General features: G+C 67.7%; 13 protein-coding genes. 10 read left to right on the forward strand and 3 right to left on the reverse strand.

All coding sequences use genetic code 11. The features are described 5' to 3' along the window. Nucleotides 1-23: 23 nt before the first annotated feature. The 8 genes from EIP75_RS00815 to coq7 all read left to right on the forward strand — a co-directional run bounded on the left by EIP75_RS00815 (nucleotide 24) and on the right by coq7 (nucleotide 12111). Complete coding sequence (locus tag EIP75_RS00815) at nucleotides 24-1067, forward strand: rod shape-determining protein (protein WP_125241316.1); 1044 nt, start codon at nucleotides 24-26, stop codon at nucleotides 1065-1067. Between the two features lie 35 nt (nucleotides 1068-1102). Beyond that, nucleotides 1103-2089 (forward strand): rod shape-determining protein MreC, encoded by a 987-nt coding sequence (gene mreC / locus EIP75_RS00820; RefSeq protein ID WP_125241317.1) that lies wholly within the window; start codon nucleotides 1103-1105, stop codon nucleotides 2087-2089. Continuing rightward, the gene (gene mreD, locus EIP75_RS00825; RefSeq protein WP_199758455.1) at nucleotides 2086-2607 is read left to right on the forward strand and encodes a rod shape-determining protein MreD; all 522 of its coding nucleotides are present in this window, start codon (nucleotides 2086-2088) and stop codon (nucleotides 2605-2607) included. Before mreC ends, mreD begins: the two co-directional genes overlap by 4 nt. A gap of 219 nt (nucleotides 2608-2826) precedes the next feature. After that, the gene (locus tag EIP75_RS00830; protein ID WP_158622697.1) at nucleotides 2827-6126 is read left to right on the forward strand and encodes a YDG domain-containing protein; all 3300 of its coding nucleotides are present in this window, start codon (nucleotides 2827-2829) and stop codon (nucleotides 6124-6126) included. 98 nt (nucleotides 6127-6224) lie between these two features. Then, nucleotides 6225-7907: a ShlB/FhaC/HecB family hemolysin secretion/activation protein gene (locus tag EIP75_RS00835; protein ID WP_158622698.1), complete on the forward strand. Its 1683-nt coding sequence runs from the start codon at nucleotides 6225-6227 to the stop codon at nucleotides 7905-7907. 129 nt (nucleotides 7908-8036) lie between these two features. Further along, nucleotides 8037-10229 (forward strand): penicillin-binding protein 2, encoded by a 2193-nt coding sequence (mrdA, locus tag EIP75_RS00840; protein WP_125241320.1) that lies wholly within the window; start codon nucleotides 8037-8039, stop codon nucleotides 10227-10229. Continuing rightward, complete coding sequence (gene rodA / locus EIP75_RS00845; protein WP_125241321.1) at nucleotides 10226-11380, forward strand: rod shape-determining protein RodA; 1155 nt, start codon at nucleotides 10226-10228, stop codon at nucleotides 11378-11380. The genes mrdA and rodA overlap by 4 nt, the downstream gene beginning before the upstream one ends. Nucleotides 11381-11448: 68 nt before the next feature. Further along, a complete protein-coding gene (gene coq7 / locus EIP75_RS00850; protein WP_125241322.1) occupies nucleotides 11449-12111 on the forward strand; it encodes a 2-polyprenyl-3-methyl-6-methoxy-1,4-benzoquinone monooxygenase in 663 nt (220 codons plus the stop codon). A gap of 21 nt (nucleotides 12112-12132) precedes the next feature. On the opposite strand, the gene EIP75_RS00855 is transcribed toward coq7, so the two are convergent. From EIP75_RS00855 to pcaCD, 3 genes are all read right to left on the reverse strand, one after another. Continuing rightward, the gene (locus EIP75_RS00855; protein WP_125241323.1) at nucleotides 12133-12555 is read right to left on the reverse strand and encodes an OsmC family protein; all 423 of its coding nucleotides are present in this window, start codon (nucleotides 12553-12555) and stop codon (nucleotides 12133-12135) included. 331 nt (nucleotides 12556-12886) lie between these two features. After that, nucleotides 12887-15007: an ATP-dependent helicase gene (locus EIP75_RS00860; RefSeq protein WP_233584610.1), complete on the reverse strand. Its 2121-nt coding sequence runs from the start codon at nucleotides 15005-15007 to the stop codon at nucleotides 12887-12889. Nucleotides 15008-15109: 102 nt separating this feature from the next. Next, nucleotides 15110-16420, reverse strand: a complete 1311-nt coding sequence (gene pcaCD, locus EIP75_RS00865; RefSeq protein ID WP_338014883.1) for a bifunctional 4-carboxymuconolactone decarboxylase/3-oxoadipate enol-lactonase PcaCD — start codon at nucleotides 16418-16420, stop codon at nucleotides 15110-15112. 126 nt (nucleotides 16421-16546) lie between these two features. On the opposite strand from pcaCD, the gene EIP75_RS00870 reads away from it, so the two are divergent. Together EIP75_RS00870 and EIP75_RS00875 are read left to right on the forward strand one after the other, a co-directional pair. Beyond that, on the forward strand, nucleotides 16547-17656 hold the full coding sequence (locus EIP75_RS00870) for a septal ring lytic transglycosylase RlpA family protein (RefSeq protein ID WP_233584611.1): 1110 nt from the start codon (nucleotides 16547-16549) through the stop codon (nucleotides 17654-17656). 36 nt (nucleotides 17657-17692) lie between these two features. Further along, a complete protein-coding gene (locus EIP75_RS00875) occupies nucleotides 17693-18565 on the forward strand; it encodes a DMT family transporter (protein WP_125241324.1) in 873 nt (290 codons plus the stop codon). Nucleotides 18566-18574 lie beyond the last annotated feature (9 nt).

The raw sequence follows: 18574 nt of genomic DNA on the forward strand, positions 1-18574 counted from the left end.
TCCCGGTCGCCGGAGCCGTATTCATGTTCGGAACATTCCGCCGCTATTTCTCCACCGACCTGGCCATCGACCTGGGCACCGCCAACACGCTGATCTTCGTGCGTGACAAGGGCATCGTCCTCGATGAGCCTTCGGTCGTCTCCATCCGCCACGAAGGCGGGCCCAATGGCAAGAAATCCATCCAGGCCGTGGGCCACGAGGCCAAGGCCATGCTGGGCAAGGTGCCCGGCAACATCGAGGCCATCCGCCCGATGAAGGACGGCGTGATCGCCGATTTCACGGTCACCGAGCAGATGCTCAAGCAGTTCATCAAGATGGTCCACCCGCGCTCGGTGCTCAAGCCCAGCCCGCGGATCATCATCTGCGTGCCCTGCGGCTCCACCCAGGTCGAGCGCCGCGCCATCCGTGAGTCGGCGCTGGGCGCTGGCGCCTCCGAGGTCTACCTGATCGAAGAACCCATGGCCGCGGCCATCGGCGCCGGCCTGCCGGTCTCCGAGGCCTCCGGCTCCATGGTGGTCGACATCGGTGGCGGCACCACCGAAGTGGGCGTGATCTCGCTGGGCGGCATGGTCTACAAGGGCTCGGTCCGCGTCGGCGGCGACAAGTTCGACGAGGCCATCATCAGCTACATCCGCCGCAACTACGGCATGCTGATCGGTGAGCCCACCGCTGAATCCATCAAGAAGCACATCGGCAGCGCCTTCCCGGGCTCCGAGGTCAAGGAGATGGAAGTCAAGGGCCGCAACCTCTCTGAAGGTGTGCCCCGCAGCTTCACCATCTCCAGCAACGAGATCCTCGAGGCCCTCACCGACCCGCTCAACCAGATCGTGTCGGCCGTCAAGAACGCGCTGGAGCAGACCCCGCCCGAGCTGGGCGCCGACATCGCCGAGCGCGGCATGATGCTGACCGGCGGCGGCGCGCTGCTGCGCGACCTCGATCGCCTGCTGGCCGAAGAGACCGGCCTGCCGGTGCTGGTGGCCGAAGACCCGCTGACCTGCGTGGTGCGCGGTTGCGGCATCGCGCTGGAGCGCATGGACCGCCTGGGCAGCATCTTCACCTCCGAATAAGGCCGTTCGCCGCGCTGGCGGCTTGATGAGCAACCATGTCGCTGGGCACGCTGGACCGCACCCCGCCGCCCTTCTTCAAGCAAGGGCCGTCGGCGCTGACACGCCTGCTGTTCTTCTCGTCGCTGGCCGTGTTCATGATGGTGGCCGACGTGCGCTTCCAAGTCACGCAGCCGCTGCGTGCTGCCCTGGCCACGGTATTGCACCCGGTGCAGCAGGTCCTGCTGGCCCCGGTGCACGGCTGGGATCAGGCTGGGCACTACCTGCGCGGGCTCGATGACGCCCGCCGCGCCGAGAATGTGGCTGAACAGGCCGTGGCCGCCCAGGCCGAGCGCGTGATGCGCGTGGCCAGCCTGGAGGCCGAGAACGCCCGCTTGCGCCAACTGCTCGAACTTCGCCCCCGCATCAATGTGGAAACGCTCGCGGCCGAGGTACTCTACGACGCGCCCGATCCCTACACCCGCAAGGTGGTGCTGGACCGTGGCGGGCGCCACGGCGTGGTGCTGGGCGCGCCCGTGCTCGATGAAACCGGTGTGCTCGGCCAGGTCACCCGCGTGTACCCGCTCACGGCCGAGGTCACGCTGGTGACCGACCGCGATGCCGCCGTGCCCGTGCTCAATGCCCGCACGCAGCAGCGCGGCGTTGCTTATGGCCTGCCGCAGGCGCAGGGCATGGAGTTGCGCTTCATGGCTGGCAATGCCGACGTCCAGGCCGGCGATATCCTGCTCACCTCCGGGCTCGATGGCATCTACCCGGCCGGTTTGCCGGTGGCCAAGGTGCTGCGGGTCGACCGCCGGGCCGATTCGGCCTTTGCCCGCATTGCCCTGGTGCCCATGGCCGAGCCCGACTCGCCCAAGCATGTGCTGGTGCTGCACCCGGTGCAAGACCAGCTACCGGCGCGGCCGAGCGATCCTGCTTCCGCGGCTCAGGCGGCCCATGCCACCCATCCTGGCCAAGGCGCCTCCCTGGCGTCGCTGCCGGCGCCCGGTGCGAGCGCAGCGCCGCAGGACGGGGGCGGGCGATGACCATGATGCCGCGCGGCTCGCAACTGCTGTTGCCCGTCAACCCGGTGTTCATCTGGGTCACCCTGCTGTTGGCGCTGATGCTCAACCTGCTGCCAGTGGGGCGTGTGCCCGCCCTGCCGGATGTGCTGGCCGTGGTGCTGGTGTTCTGGAACGTGCACCAGCCGCGCCGCGTGGGCGTGGGGGCGGCCTTCGTCTTCGGCCTGTTCATGGATGTGCACGATGGTGCTTTGCTCGGCCAGCATGCCCTGGCCTACACGCTGCTGAGCTACTTCGCCATCACCGTGCACCGGCGCCTGCTCTGGTTCACGGTTGGGTCGCAGGCCGTGCAGATCCTGCCTCTGTTCATCGCGGCGCACGCCGTGGCCCTGCTGGTGCGCCTGATCGCGGGCGCCACCTTCCCCGGTTGGGGGCTGCTGGCGGCACCCCTTTTCGAGGCGGCGCTCTGGCCCGTGGCGCACATGCTGCTGTTGGCGCCGCAACGCCGAGCCCCTGATCGGGACAAGAACCGGCCCCTCTGATCAGAGTTGGTGCATTCCGGACAATCGTGACTTATTTCACGCTCAGTGCCGGTGCATGACCCACCAAATCCGGGATTGCGGGAATTGTTTCAAGACGTTAAAACCTCGTCAGTCCCTGTTTTGGGCTGTGGCGGGTCTTGCTTGCCGCAGCCGCCGGGTTGATGGCGCCTTGCGTCACGGCCGGGCTGCATGTGCAAGCTGTCTGTCGAGGTTGTAGTCATGAACCATGTGTACCGTTTGATTTGGCGTGAAGCCGCTGGTGGTTTTGTCGCGGTGGCTGAAATGGCCCGCGCCTGTGGCGCCCGCACCGCCAGCAAGGCCGTGGCCGTGTCCAGCGCGCTGTTGTGCGTGCTTGGGGCGCACGCAGCGGGTACCGGGTTCAACCCCGTCGAGGGCAGTGCCACGCTGGCCACCTCCGGGGCCACGACCACCGTCAACCAGACCACCAACGGTGTGCGCATCGAATGGCAGACGCTGGGTGTCGCTGCCGGTGAAACACTCAAGTTCGTGCAGCCCTCGGCCAATGCCGTGGCGCTGAACGTCATCAAGGGTGGCGTGGCCACCGAGATCCTGGGGCAGCTCCAGGCCAACGGCAACGTGTTCATCCTCAACCCCAATGGGGTGCTCGTGGGCGCGGGCGCGCAGGTCACGGTGGGCGGCTTCATGGCCAGCACGGATGACCTGGTGTCGTTCAACGCGGCCAACGGCGGCGTGGTCCTGCAGGCCAATGGCAGCACGGCCGAAGTGCGCAACGCCGGCACCATCGTGGCCACACAGGGCGGCATGGTTGCGCTGGTGGGCAACAAGGTCATCAACACCGGCACGATCGTGGCGCCTGGCGGCGGCATCTACCTGCTGGGTGGTGGCCGCGCCGAGTTCAAACCCGGTGACGGCAGCCCCTTCACCTACAGCCTGACGACGGATTCGGCCCATGGCAAGAGCTTGGTCAATTCAGGCACGCTGCGCGCGGCCGGTGGCCAGATCGCCATGGATGCCCGTTCGAGCAAGCAGGCTGTGGTCAATGCCCAGGGCGTGATCGAGGCCGGCGGTGTCAGCGCCGGCCCGGATGGCGCCATCCGCCTCACCGCGCTGGGTGGCGTGGGCCAGATCACGGTGCAGCAGCGCAAGGGCAACATGAGCGCCGGCACCAACGGCACGATCACGGCGCAGCTCGATGCGGGCGGCACCTTCACCAAGATCGTCGGTGATCCGAACTCTGCCGCAACGCCGGTTCAGGACCGGGACGGTTGGCTGAGCGCTGAAGACAAGACCTATGACGGCACGACCGCTGCCACCGCCGTGGTCGACCTGAAGCAGATCACCGCGAACTACCTGGTGTTCAAGCTCGCCAGCGCCGACTTCGTGTCGCGCAACGCCGGCACGGGTGTGGATGTTACGGTGACAGGCAGCATCCTGGCCCAATCGTTCGGCGCGAACTTCCTGGTGCCTGCCACGCTGCAGGCCACCATCCACAAGGCCAGCCTGACAATCACCTCGGCTGATGTGACCAAGACCTACGACGGCCTGCTGGGTGCCAATGGCACCGCCCTGGTCGGCGCGGGCACGAGCCTCAAGGGCACCGACAGCCTGTCGGGCGGCAGCTTCGCCTACTCCGACAAGAACGCCGGCACGGGCAAGACCGTGACGGTGGCCGGCGTGACCGTCAACGATGGCAACAACGGCAACAACTACGACGTGACCTACATCGACAACACCACCAGTGTGATCGACAAGGCCAGCCTGACGATCACCTCGGCCGATGTGACCAAGACCTACGACGGTCAGGTGAGTGCCGATGGCACCGCGGTGGCCGGCACGGGCACCAGCCTGAAGGGCACCGACAGCCTGTCGGGCGGCAGCTTCGCCTACACCGACAAGAACGCCGGCACGGGCAAGACCGTGAAGGTGGCCGGCGTGACCGTCAACGACGGCAACAACGGCAACAACTACGACGTGACCTACGTCGACAACACCACCAGTGTGATCGACAAGGCCAGCCTGACGATCACCTCGGCTGATGTGACCAAGACCTACAACGGTCTGCTGGACGCCAACGGCACGGCGCAGGTCGGCGCGGGCACCAGCCTCAAGGGCACGGACAGCATCTCGGGCGGCACCTTCGCCTACACCGACAAGAACGCCGGCACGGGCAAGACCGTGACAGTGGCCGGCGTGACCGTCAACGATGGCAACAACGGCAACAACTACGACGTGACCTACGTCGACAACACCACCAGTGTGATCGACAAGGCCAGCCTGACGATCACCTCGGCTGATGTGACCAAGACCTACAACGGTCTGCTGGACGCCAACGGCACGGCGCAGGTCGGCGCGGGCACCAGCCTCAAGGGCACGGACAGCATCTCGGGCGGCACCTTCGCCTACACCGACAAGAACGCCGGCACGGGCAAGACCGTGACAGTGGCCGGCGTGACCGTCAACGATGGCAACAACGGCAACAACTACGACGTGACCTACGTCGACAACACAACCAGTGCGATCGGTAAGGCCAGCCTGACGATCACCTCGGCCGATGTGACCAAGACCTACAACGGTCTGCTGGACGCCAACGGCACGGCGCAGGTCGGCGCGGGCACGAGCCTCAAGGGCGCGGACAGCATCTCGGGCGGCAGCTTCGCCTACACCGACAAGAACGCCGGCACGGGCAAGACCGTGACAGTGGCCGGCGTGACCGTCAACGATGGCAACAACGGCAACAACTACGACGTGACCTACGTCGACAACACCACCAGTGTGATCGACAAGGCCAGCCTGACGATCACCTCGGCTGATGTGACCAAGACCTACAACGGTCTGCTGGACGCCAACGGCACGGCGCAGGTCGGCGCGGGCACCAGCCTCAAGGGCACGGACAGCATCTCGGGCGGCAGCTTCGCCTACACCGACAAGAACGCCGGCACGGGCAAGACCGTGACAGTGGCCGGCGTGACCGTCAACGATGGCAACAACGGCAACAACTACGACGTCACCTACGCCGCCAACACCACCAGCACGATCAACCGGGCTGGCCTGACGCTGAGCGCGGTGACCGATTCGAAGGCCTTCGACACCACCGCCACCTCCACCGCGGCGCCCCAGGCCAGCGGCCTGGTGGCCAATGAAAGCATCGCGGCGCTGAGCCAGTCCTTTGACAGCAGCGCCGTCGGCGTTCGCGGGATCAACGTCAATGGTGGCTACGCCATCACCGATGCCAACGGCGCCAGCAGCCTCAACAACTACGATGTGACGCTGGTATCGGCCACGGGCGCCATCACCAGCCCGCCGCCCAACCCGCCGACCACCACGCCGGATCTGGGCACCATCATCAACAACGGCGGTGGACAACCCACATCGATCAACGTGGACCTGGCAGGCCTGGGCGATCTGCTCGCCCAGTTGCCGCCCACCGCCGCTGGCGAAGAAGACGACCCGGAGAAGATCAAGGCCCGTCGTCGCAGTGACCGCAGTCCGCTGCGCGTCACCGATGGTGGCGTGAAGTCGCCCCAGCCTCTGCGCTGATCCCCGCCCGGGGCTCTTTCAGGTCGCGGCCATGAGCCGTGGCCTTTCTGTTTTCAGGAACACGGATGATGAAGCGTGCTCAAGCAATGACGCGGGCCTTGAAGCCCGTCACGGCCGCTGTGGCCACCCTGCTGTGCGTGATGGCCGCGGCCCAGGCCCAGGTCGCGCCGCCCACGGCAGGTGATGTGCAGCGTTCCGTGCTGCCGCCCGTGGCGCCCGTCCCGCGTGCCGCCGATGCGGAGGCGGTGCATGTTCAGAAGCCCGCGCCAGCGGCCCCTTCGGCCTCCACCATGCGCTTCCAGGTGCGTGGCCTCAAGATCACCGGCGCCACCGTGTTCAGCAATGACATGCTGACCAGCCTGGTGGGCGACCTGATGGGCAAACACGTGACGCTGGCCGAGCTGCAGGCCGCCGCCCAGCGCATCACCGATCAGTACGAGCAGGCGGGCTACGCCGTGGCGCGCGCCGTGCTGCCAGAGCAGGACATCGTCGACGGCGTGGTCGAGTTCCTGGTGCTCGAAGGCCGCGTGGGCAAGGTCAGCATCGACAACCAGTCGCTTGTCGATGACGGGCAGGTGCGCCGCATGCTGGGCGATGTGCAGGTGGGCGCCGTGGTGCACGAGCCATCGCTGGAGCGCCGCCTGCTGCTGCTGGGCGAAACACCCGGCGCCAGCCGCGCCACCGTGAACCTGCAACCGGGCGCAGGCACCGGTGAGACCGACCTGGGCTTCGTGGTCGAACCGGGTGCCCGCGTGTCCGGGCAGCTCGATGCCGACAACCACGGCAACCGCTACACCGGCTACAACCGCGTGTCCAGCACGATCAACGTCAACAGCCCCCTGGGGCTGGGCGATCAGTTGCAGGTCCGTTCGCTGATCACCGACGAGAAGCTGGGCAATATCCGCCTGGGATACCGCCTGCCGGTGGGCGGCTCCGGACTGGTCGTGGGCACCTCGTGGTCCATGCTGCGCTACGAACTGGGCCGGGAGTACGCGCTGCTGGACGCCCGGGGCTCCTCGCGGATCACCTCGGTGTTCGCCAGTTACCCGCTCAAGCGCTCGCTGGACACCAATCTGCTGGCCACCGTCACCTACGACGACAAATCGTTCGAGGACCGCATCGAGGCCGTCGCCCCGGTGGCCTCCACGCGCAAGGACAGCCAGGTGCTGTCGCTGTCGCTCAATGCCTATGGCAACCTGAACACCGGCAGCCTGACGCCGGCCACCTATGCCGCTGCGGCCGTGCTCAGCCGGGGGGATCTGGACATCCGGACCGCGTCGGTGCGCAGCAACGACGCCGCCACGGCGCGCAGCGACGGCGGCTTCACCAAGCTGGCGGGCACCGGCAACCTGACCTGGCCGCTCTCGACCAACTGGGCGCTGTTCGGCTCGGCCTACGGCCAGCTGGCTTCCAAGAACCTGGATGCGTCCGAGAAGCTGTCGCTCGGCGGCGCCTCTGGCGTTCGGGCCTATCCGCAGGGCGAGTCGCCTGGTGACGAGGGCTACATCCTGTCTGGCGAAGTGCGCTACACGATCCCCTTGCGCCCGGTGCAACTGGCCGCCTTCGTGGACGCGGGCGGTATCCAGATCAACCGCAACGCCTACAACGCCTCGGCCGACAACAAGCGCTTCCTCAGCGGCGCGGGTGCCTCCGTCACCTGGGCGCCCCTGCCCACGGTGGGCCTGAAGCTGATGGTGGCCAGCCGCCTGGGCAGCGAGAAGGTGGAATCCGAGCAGGACGCCGCCACCCGCTGGTGGCTGCAGGGCCTGTGGCGCTTCTGAGCAGGCGCCCAGCCTGCCGGCGAGCCTGAACGGCGCGCCAATTCCTGAGCCCCGCGGCCCGTGCGAAGGGCCCGGGCGTCCGGTGATCCGGGCTACGATAGAGGGTTGGACCCGATCCGTGGCCCGCGCATGACCGAAATCAAGAATCTCGAAGCCGAACTGAGCCGTTTTCGCACACGTTTGTGGGCAGCGGCCGGCTTCGTCCTGTTCTGTTTCGGCCTGCTGGTGGCCCGCCTGCTGGTGCTGCAGGTGGTGCGCCACGACGAACTGGCCACCCAGGCCGAGAACAACCGCATCGCGGTCGTGCCCATCGTGCCCAACCGGGGCCTCATCGTCGACCGCAATGGGGTGGTGCTGGCCAACAACTACTCGGCCTACACGCTGGAGATCACGCCCTCGAAGGTCGAAGACCTGGAATCCACCATCGATGCGCTCTCGCACGTGGTCGACATCCAGCTGCGGGATCGCCGCCGCTTCAAGCGCCTGCGCGAAGAATCCAAGAGCTTCGAGTCCATCCCCATCCGCACGCGCCTGACGGACGAAGAAGTGGCCCGCTTCACCGCCCAACGCTACCGCTTCCCCGGGGTCGAGATCCAGGCCCGCCTGTTCCGCCACTACCGCTATGGCGAGGTGGCCAGCCACGTGCTGGGCTACATCGGGCGCATCAACCAGAAAGAAAAGGAAGCCATCGAGGACTGGCCGGAAGAAGAGCAGGCCAACTACCGGGGCACCGACTACATCGGCAAGCTGGGCATCGAGCAGGCCTACGAGAAGGACCTGCACGGCATCACCGGCTTCGAAGAGGTGGAAACCAGCGCGGGCGGGCGTGCCGTGCGGCGCCTGCGCTCCAACCCGGCCACGCCGGGCAACACGCTCACCTTGTCGATCGACATCAAGCTGCAGGAGCTGATCGAGAAGCTCTACGGCAACCGCCGTGGCGCGCTGGTGGCCATCGACCCGCGCAACGGCGAGGTGCTGGCCTTTGTCAGCAAGCCCACCTTCGATCCCAACCTGTTCGTCGACGGCATCGACACCGAAAGCTGGCGCGAGCTCAATGAGTCGCCCGACAAGCCGCTGCTCAACCGCGCGCTGCGCGGCACCTACCCGCCGGGCTCGACCTACAAGCCGTTCATGGCGCTGGCGGCGCTCAACACTGGCAAGCGCCACCCGTCCACCATCATCATGGACAACGGCGTGTTCATGTTCGGTGGCCACCGTTTCCGCAGCCCCGAGAACGAGCGCGGCGGCGCGATGGACATGCGCCGCGCCATCACCGAATCCAGCAATGTGTACTTCTACTCGCTGGCCAACGAACTGGGCGTGGACACCATCCACGACCAGATGGAGCCACTGGGCTTCGGCCGCCTGACGGGCATCGACCTCAAGGGCGAGGTCACGGGCATCCTGCCGTCCACCGAGTGGAAGCGCAAGGCCTACCGCCGCCCCGAGCAGAAGAAGTGGTACGCCGGGGAGACCATCTCGCTGGGCATCGGCCAGGGCTACAACACCTTCACCATGCTGCAGGTGGCCTCGGCGCTGTCCACCGTGGTGTCCGATGGCAAGCGCTTCCAGCCCCGCGTGGTGCGCGAGATCGAAGACGTGGTGCAGCGCCACCGCAGCGAGGTGGCCGGCCACCCGCTGGAGCCCGTGCCCATCAAGCCCGAGCACGCGGCCCTGATCCGCTCGGCCATGTCGGCCGTGGCGCAGGAGGGCACCTCGGCGCGCGTGTTCCTGGGGGCGCCCTACACCAGCGGCGGCAAGACGGGCACGGCCCAGGCCGTCACGCTCAAGCAGAACGAACGCTACAAGGCGGCCAATGTCGATGAGTACCGGCGCGACCATTCCCTGTACGAAGCCTTTGCGCCGGCCGAGCAGCCGCGCGTGGCGCTGGCGCTGATCGTCGAGAACGCTGGCTGGGGAACGGCGGCGGCCGCCCCCATCGCCCGGCGCGTGCTGGACTACCTGCTGGCCGACATCTACCCGAGCGAGGAAGACATCGCAGCGGTGCAGCAGGGCAAGGCCACCGCGCCCATCGGCACACCGCGCAAGGCCAGCGAAGTGCCTTTGCCGCGGGGGCGTGATGCCTTCTCGATGGACGCGCCGGTGTCGGCGGCGCAGGCGGCTTCGGGTGCCTCGGCCCCGGTCGTGGGCGCCTCCGCGCCTGTGCTGCCCACATCATCGGCATCGGCATCGGCATCGGCATCGGCATCGGCGCCCGTGCCTCGACCGGCACCGGCACCGGCTTCCCCGTCCGCGCCTGCCACTGCGTCCTCGCTTCCCTTCACGGTTTCCCGGCCCCCGGTCTCGGCGAGAACGCCATGAACATCGCCTTTGAAAAACCCTCGCTGTGGCAGCGCCTCAAACCGGTGCTGGCCGGCTTCGACTGGCCGCTGCTGCTGATCGTGACCTGCCTGTGCGCCGTGGGCCTGGCCGCCATGTACTCGGCCGGCTACGACCACGGCACGCGCTTCATCGACCAGTCCCGCAACATGGCGCTGGCCGCCATCGTGCTGTTCACGGTGGCGCAGATCCCGCCGCAAAGGCTGATGGCGCTGGCCGTGCCGCTGTACGTCGTCGGCGTGCTGCTGCTCGTGGCCGTGGCCATTTTCGGCATCACCAAGAAGGGCGCCACACGCTGGCTCAATGTGGGCATGGTGATCCAGCCCTCGGAGATGCTCAAGATCGCCATGCCGCTGATGCTGGCCTGGTGGTTCCAGCGCCGCGAGGGGCAGCTGCGGGGCCTGGATTTTGTCGTGGCTGGCTTGCTGCTCGCGGTGCCGGTGGGCCTGGTCATGAAGCAGCCGGACCTGGGTACCTCGCTGCTGATCCTGTCGGGCGGGCTGTACGTGATCTTCTTCGCGGGTCTGAGCTGGAAGCTGATCATCCCCGTGCTGCTGATCGGGGCGGCGGGGATCACGGCGGTGGTGGTGTCAGAGCAGCGCATCTGCCAGCCCGGCCTGGACTGGGTCGTGCTGCACGATTACCAGAAGCACCGCGTCTGCACGCTGCTCGACCCTACGCAGGATCCGCTGGGCAAGGGCTTTCACATCATCCAGGGCATGGTGGCCATTGGCTCGGGCGGCATCAGCGGCAAGGGCTTCATGAAGGGCACGCAGACCCACCTGGAGTTCATCCCCGAGCGCACGACCGATTTCGTCTTCGCGGCCTTTGCCGAAGAGTTCGGCCTGGCGGGCTGCCTGCTGCTGCTGTTCCTCTTCCTGTGCCTGATCTATCGGGGGCTGATCATCTCGGCCCAGGCGCCCACCTTGTTCTCTCGCCTGCTGGGCGGCAGCATCTCGCTGGGCTTCTTCACCTACGTGTTCGTCAACATGGGCATGGTCAGCGGCATCCTGCCCGTGGTGGGGGTGCCATTGCCCTTCATCAGCTATGGCGGCACGGCCATGGTCACCCTGGGGCTGGGCCTGGGCATCCTGATGTCCATCGCCAAGAGCCGGGGGCTGATGCAACGCTAGGCGGAGCCCGGCCAGGCTTTATTGCGCTGGCGCAGGCCGGCCGCCCGCGGATGGACTAGGATCCTTCCATGAGCGAGATTTCCCAAGTGGCCGCCGGTGTGCGGCACAGCCCGCTGGACCGCGCCCTGATCGCGGTGGATTCGGCCTTGCGCACGGTCTGGGGCACGCATGTGGCCTCGCGCGCCTGCCCGCGCCCCGCCCTGGAGGGCGAGTTGCTGTCCGACACCGACCGCCGCGAATCGGCCGCACTGATGCGCGTGAATCACGTCGGTGAGGTCTGCGCCCAGGCCTTGTACGCCTCGCAGGCCTTGGGCACCTCCGACCCGGCGCTGCGCGCCCATTTCGAGGCGGCCGCCGACGAAGAGACGGACCACCTGGCCTGGACCGAGCAGCGCCTGCGCGAATTGGGCGGGCGCACCAGCCTGCTCAACCCGCTGTGGTACAGCGGCGCCTTCGCGATCGGCCTGCTGGCCGCACGCGTCGGTGACAAGGTGAGCCTGGGCTTCGTGGTCGAGACCGAGCGCCAGGTCGAGCAGCACCTGCACAGCCACATGTCGCGCCTGCCGCCGGGCGACACGGCCTCGCGGGCCATCGTGGCGCAGATGCGTGACGACGAGGCCGAGCATGCGGAATCGGCCCAAAAGGCTGGCGGCGTGCCGCTGCCGCTGCCGGTGCGCGCCCTGATGCGCGCCGCCGCCAAGGTGATGACGGTCACGGCCCACCGGCTCTGAGGCCGGTGGCGCACAGCCCCGTCAGGCCGCGACGATCTCGAAGCTGGTCGTGATCTCGGCCGTCTTGGCCAGCATGATGCTGGCCGAGCAGTACTTCTCGTGGGACATCTGGACGGCGCGCTGAACAGCCGCCTCTGTCAGGTTCACGCCCGTCACCACGAAATGCATGTTGATCTTGGTGAACACCTTCGGGTCGGTCTCGGCGCGGTCGGCCGTGAGCTTGACCGAACAGCCCCGCACATCGTGGCGGCCACGCTTGAGGATCAGGACCACGTCGTAGGCCGTGCAGCCGCCGGTGCCGGCCAGCACGGTTTCCATGGGGCGGGGCGCCAAGTCGCGGCCACCGCCGTCCGGGGCGCCGTCCATGTTGATGACGTGGCCGCTGCCGGTCTCGGCCATGAAGGCCATGCCCGAGGCGGGCTGCCAGTGGATGGTGCATTCCATCGGGTTTCTCCGTGGCGCGTTCATGTAAAAACGCGACGCATTCTTATGAAGGTGTGAAAGTTGTGATTGTGCCCGTGCCGCTGCCTGTTGACGCGGCCGCCTGGGAAGCGTTTAATTTCACACAGAGGCGGTCGGCTTTGTGGTGAAAACCCTTGTTGGCAGCCACCGCATTCCGTACACTTTGATACGTACTGCTGAACTTTCCCGCCACGGCGGGTTCTCAACAGTGTGTTTTGTTTGTCTCCTCCACCCTCCTCCTTTGGTGGATTCAAACCCGAGCCGATTCGTCGACTCGGGTTTTTTTTCGGCGGTACGGCAGGGCAGCGGCAGCTCAGGGCTGCTGGTTGAGCGTCTGCGCCGAGGTCTTGGCCTTGGCCGCCATCTCCTCGCGCAGGCGACGCAGCTTGTCGCGCGGGCTTTCTCCTGGAACGCCGCCGCCGCCTTCGCTCAGCTTCATCTCCGCGATGAAGCGGCTGGGAATGGCCTGAACGTACTCGCGGCCCTTCTTTCGGCGCTTGAGCGCGCTCACGCCCAGTGTCAGCCTGGCTCGCGTGATGCCCACGTACATCAGCCGGCGCTCTTCCTCGATCTGCTGGGGCAGGATGTCGCCTTCCTCGCGTGAGAAGGGCAGGGAGCCCTCGTTCACGCCGGCCAGCACCACGTGCGGCCATTCCAGGCCTTTGGATGCATGCAGCGTCGACAGGGTCACCACGTTCTGGTCGGCATTGCGCTCGGCCAGGCTGGTGATCAGCGAGATCAGCTGAGCCACCTCGATCACGCTCTTTTTCTCGGTCTCGACCGACATGCCGCCGTCGTTCTCGATCTCTCCGCCACAGCGTTTGGCCACCCAGTCGATGAAGTCCAGCACGTTGGTCCAGCGGGCCGCTGCGATCTTCTCGTTCTCTTCGTTGTCGTAGAGGTGCTGCTCGTAGCCGATGTCCTTGAGCCACTCCAGCAGCAGCGCCTTGGCGTCTTCGCTGCCATAGGTCTGGCGGGCGCGGTATTCCAGGTCATTCACGTAGCGGCCGAACTCGTGCAGGCTGCCCAGGGCGCGCGCGCTCAGCGCGGCGGCCAGCGATTCGGCGAACAGGGCCTCGAACAGGCTCACCTTCCACTGGCCCGCGAACTCGCCCAGCGTGCCCAGCGTCTGGTGGCCGATGCCGCGCTTGGGCGTGGTCACGGCGCGCAGAAAAGCCGGGTCGTCGTCGTTGTTGAGCAGCAGGCGCAGCCAGGCGCACAGGTCCTTGATCTCTGCCTTGTCGAAGAAGCTCTGCCCGCCCGACACCTTGTAGGGGATGTTGGCCTTGCGCAGCGCCTGCTCGAACGGGCGCGCCTGGTGGTTGGCGCGGTACAGGATGGCGAAGTTGCTCCAGTCGGCCCGCGAGGGATCGGCCTGGTTGGCCGCCAGCAATTGGGCGTGCAGCACCTGGAAGTGCGACACGGCGCGCTCGGCCTCGTGCTCTTCGTTGTCGCACTCCATCAGCTTGATGGGCTCGCCTTCGCCCAGGTCCGACCACAGCGTCTTGGGAAAGAGCTTGGGGTTGAGCTGGATGACGTTGTTGGCCGCACGCAGGATGGCGCTGGTGGAGCGGTAGTTCTGCTCCAACGGGATCACCTTGAGGGTGGGGAAATCCTGCGGCAGGCGCTTGAGGTTGTCCAGCGTGGCGCCGCGCCAGCCATAGATGGACTGGTCGTCGTCGCCCACGGCGGTGAAGATGCCTTCGCTGCCCACCAGCAGCTTGAGCAGCTCGTACTGGGTGGCGTTGGTGTCCTGGTATTCATCGACCAGCACGTGGCGCAGCTGGCGCTGCCACTTCTGGCGCACGTGCTCGTGCTCGGCCAGCAGCTTGAGCGGCAGGCTGATCAGGTCATCGAAATCCACCGCCTGGTAGGCGGACAGGCGCTCCTCGTACAGCTTCATCACCTTGGCGGCCACCAGCTCGTCGTCGGTGGTGATGTGCGGTGCGACCTGGCTGCTGTTCAGGCCCATGTTCTTCCACAGGCTGATGGTCCATTGCCATGAGCGCGCCTGCTTGGCGTCGGTGGTGCCGCCGGCATCGCGCAGGATGCTGGTCACGTCGTCGCTGTCCAGGATGGAGAACTGAGGCTTCAGGCCCAGGGCCGTGCCGTCTTCGCGCAGCAGGCGCACGCCAAGCGAGTGGAAGGTGCAGATCAGCAGCTTGCCCGCGGCCTTGGCGCCGATCAGGGCCTTGGCGCGCTCGCGCATTTCGGCGGCCGCCTTGTTGGTGAAGGTGATGGCGGCGATCTGCGAAGGCGCGAGGTCTGCGCCCTCGCCGGGCTGCAGCAGGCGCGCGATCTTCTGCGTGATCACGCGTGTCTTGCCCGAGCCGGCACCGGCCAGCACCAGGCAGGGGCTGTGCAGGTGCAGCACGGCCTCCATCTGGGCCGGGTTCATGGTGGCGGCGCCCGCCTGGGGAGAATGGGAAGACATCGACACGGGAACGGCTGGGCGCGCGGGACAAGGGACGCAAGGAGGCGGGCGGGGTGAAGGCCTCAGCATAGAGCATGACGCCATCCCACGCCTTGAAACGGCTCAGAGCCCGGCGATGAACTCGGCCACGGCCTCGGAGAAGGCCTCGGGCTGCTCGGCCGCGCTCAGGTGGGCAGCGCCCTGCAGCGTGACCAGGTGCGCGCCCGGGATGCCCTGCGCAATGGTATCGAGCATGGGCGTGGGGGTGCCCTGGTCTTCGCTGCCGGCGATCACCAGGGTCGGCACGCCGATCTCGCCCAGGCGCGCCGTGAGGTCGATCTCGCGGATGGCGGCCGAGCAGGCCGTGTAGCCCTCCGGATCGGTGGCTTCGAACAGGCGCTGGTGGCGGGCCACGGCGGCCGGCTGCTGCTCGCGGAAGCTGTCCGAGAAGAAGCGGTTCATGGTGGCTGTGGCGATGGCCCCCAGGCCCTGCGATTGCACCGTGGCGATGCGCTCGGTGACGGCCTGCCTGCCGGCCTCGGGGTAGGCGCTGGTGGTGTTGGCCAGCACCAGCGCCTTGATCTTGTCGGGGTGCTGCAGGGCCAGCTCCTGGCCGATCATGCCACCCATGGACAGGCCCACCCAGATCACCGGGCCGCCTTCGGCCAGCTCGTCGATCACGCGGGCAGCGTCGGCCGCCAGCTCGGCCAGCGTCAAGGGGCCTTGCGGGATCTCTGAGCGGCCATGGCCCCGCGTGTCCGGGGTGATCACGCGGTGGTAGCGGGCCAGCTGGTTGGCGACGGCATCCCACATGCTGTGGTCCTGGCCCAGGGCGTGGCTGAGCACGATGGTCTGGCGGCCTTCGTCGGCACCGGTGTCGGCGTGGCGGGGCTCGCGGATGGTGGCGAACAGCTTGGGCCGTGTCGTGGTGAAGGCCGGGCGGCCCTCGCCCGAGTGCCAGGCGTTGTCGGCCGGGTGGGCAGGGGGCTCCAGGCCCAGTTCACGCAGGATGCCCAGGGCCTTGGCGAACCCGGTGTTGGCCGCGGGCACGCCCGCGTAGATGGCGATCTGGATCAGGGCCTCGCGCACCTCGTCCGGGCTCAGGGTGTGGGCGTTGCCGGGCGTGAGCGCGCCACGCAAATGGATCTCGAACTCGTCCCAGCGGCCCAGGGCGCTGGTGACGGCCAGCACCAGCACGCGGCGGGTCTTCCAGTCCAGGCCGGGGCGGCCCCACACGCCATGCCACGCGTAGTCGGTGATGAAGTGCTGGAACTCGGCGTTGAAGGTGTTGGCCTTGGCCACGGACTTGTCGACCCAGGCGTCGCCCAGGGCGGCGCGGCGGTTGCGCATGCCACGTTCGAAAGCGTGGTCGAAGGGGAGCTTGGGTGTGCTGGACATGGTGGCGGCGTCGGAGGAGGTCGCGGTGGAAGGCACGGCGCGCGTGCGGCTTGGGTGCATTGTGCCAAGGCCGACTGGTGACCTGCAGGGTGTGGACGCCGCAGGCTTGTGACAGGGTGTGCCATGGGGCGGACGGGTGCCGGCCTCGTGTATGGTGGCGGGATGCGTGATCTGTCCGTTCCTGCCTTGCCGATGGGGCCCTTGGGACGCCCCGGCCTGGCCGTGGTGGCCCTGGCCCTGCTGTGGCTGGCCGGTTGTGCCACCGGTCCGGGGCCAGGCAGCGGCACGGGCCAGACGCCGCGCCCTGGCACCAGCAGCCGCGATGGCGCCCCCGCCAGCCCCCCGCCCGACTTGGCCAAGGTGCCTGATGCCGAGCCGCGCATCGAGCCCGTCCGCCGGGGGGGGCCCAACAAGCCTTACGTGGTGCTGGGGCAAGGCTACGAACCGCTCGAGGGCGATGTCAGCTTCAGGCAGCGGGGAGGCGCCTCCTGGTATGGCACCAAGTTCCATGGTCGCCGCACAGCCAGTGGCGAGGTCTACAGCATGTACGGCATGACCGCGGCGCACCGCACCCTGCCCATCCCCAGCTACGCGCGGGTGCGCGATGTGCGATCGGGCAAGGAGATCATCGTGCGCATCAACGACCGAGGCCCTTTCCACAGCAGCCGCGTGATCGACCTGAGCTACACGGCCGCGGTCAAGCTCGACATGCTCAGCAAGGGCAGCATCGAGGTCGAGATCGAGCGCCTGACCTTCGACCAGATCCGCACGGGCCAGTGGCGCTCTGAAACCTCGGTGGCCAAGGTGGACACGGCCCCGCCGCCGATGGTGGTGGCGCCATCGCCCGCTCCCGCCCTGGCCTTGAGCACGCCGGCACCGGCCCTGGAGCCCGTGGACCCTGGCGAGCATGACCCCATCCTGGCACTGGCCTCGCAGCTGGACGACGCCTCACCTCCGCCCGCAGCCGCCTCGTCGCGCGGCGACGCGGTGCCTGCCGCGCCGGCCGTGGTCCAGTCCCGCGCCTTCACGCCGGCCTCCAAGGGCTTCTGGGTGCAACTGGCCGCGTTCAGCCAGCGTGCGGGTGTGGACGCCTTCCAGAAGCGGGTGGCTGACGAGATGATCAACCTGTCGCCCTTGCTGGGCGTGTTCCAGGAAGGCCAGGTGTACCGCCTCCAGGCCGGGCCCTACGCTTCCAAGAACGATGCACAGGCCGTGGCCGGCCGCGTGCGGGATGCGCTGCGCCTGGCCCCCATGGTGGTGGAGCGACGCTGAGCTGCTCCCGATCGACGACGAGACAACGACAAGAAGATGCTGACGAGCAGGATGTGGCCGGTGCTGGGCCTGTTGTTCAACGCCCTGGTGTGGGGTGTGTCCTGGTGGCCCTTGCGCCAGTTGCAGGCCCAGGGCCTGCATGCACTCTGGGCCACGGCCTTCTTCCTGGCCATCGGCGTGCTGGTGATCACGGCCTCGCGGCCCGCCGCCTGGCGCATCGTGGCCACGCGGCCACGCCTGTGGGCGCTGGCACTGGCGGCCGGTGCCACCAATGCAGCCTTCAACTGGGGCGTGAGTGCGGGCGATGTGGTGCGCGTGGTGCTGCTGTTCTACCTGATGCCCGTGTGGGCCGCGCTGCTGGCCTGGTGGATGCTGGGTGAGCGCATCACGCCCGGCGCGCTGATGCGCGTGGGCCTGGCGCTGGCGGGTGCCGTGCTGGTGCTGCGGCCCCCGGCCGGGGGCTGGCCCGTCTTCGACGGCCTGGCCGACTGGCTGGGCCTGGCGGGAGGGGTGGGCTTTGCCTTCACCAACGTGCTGTTGCGACAGATGGCCCATGAGCAGGCACCAGTGCGCGCGCTGGCCATGTTCAGTGGCGGCGTGGCCCTGCCCGTGGCGCTCGGGCTGGTGCTCATGTGGCAAGGGCAGGTGCCCGCCCCACCGACGCCGCAGGCGGCCTGGCTGTGGCTGGCGCTGGGCATGGGCCTGCTGTTCGTGGCGTCGAACATGGCGCTGCAGTACGCTGCCGCGCGCCTGCCCGTGCGCATCACCTCGGTGATCATGCTGACCGAGGTGGTGTTTGCGGCCGTGACCTCGGTGTGGTGGGGCGGCGGCTCGCTCAGTCTGCCGGTGCTGGTCGGCGGTGCCTTGATCCTGTCGGCAGCGGTGCTGGCCGCACGCGACAAGTCCTGAGCGGGCTGA

Origin of the sequence: Aquabacterium soli (genome assembly GCF_003933735.1) — a bacterium.
Lineage (GTDB): Bacteria > Pseudomonadota > Gammaproteobacteria > Burkholderiales > Burkholderiaceae_C > Aquabacterium > Aquabacterium soli.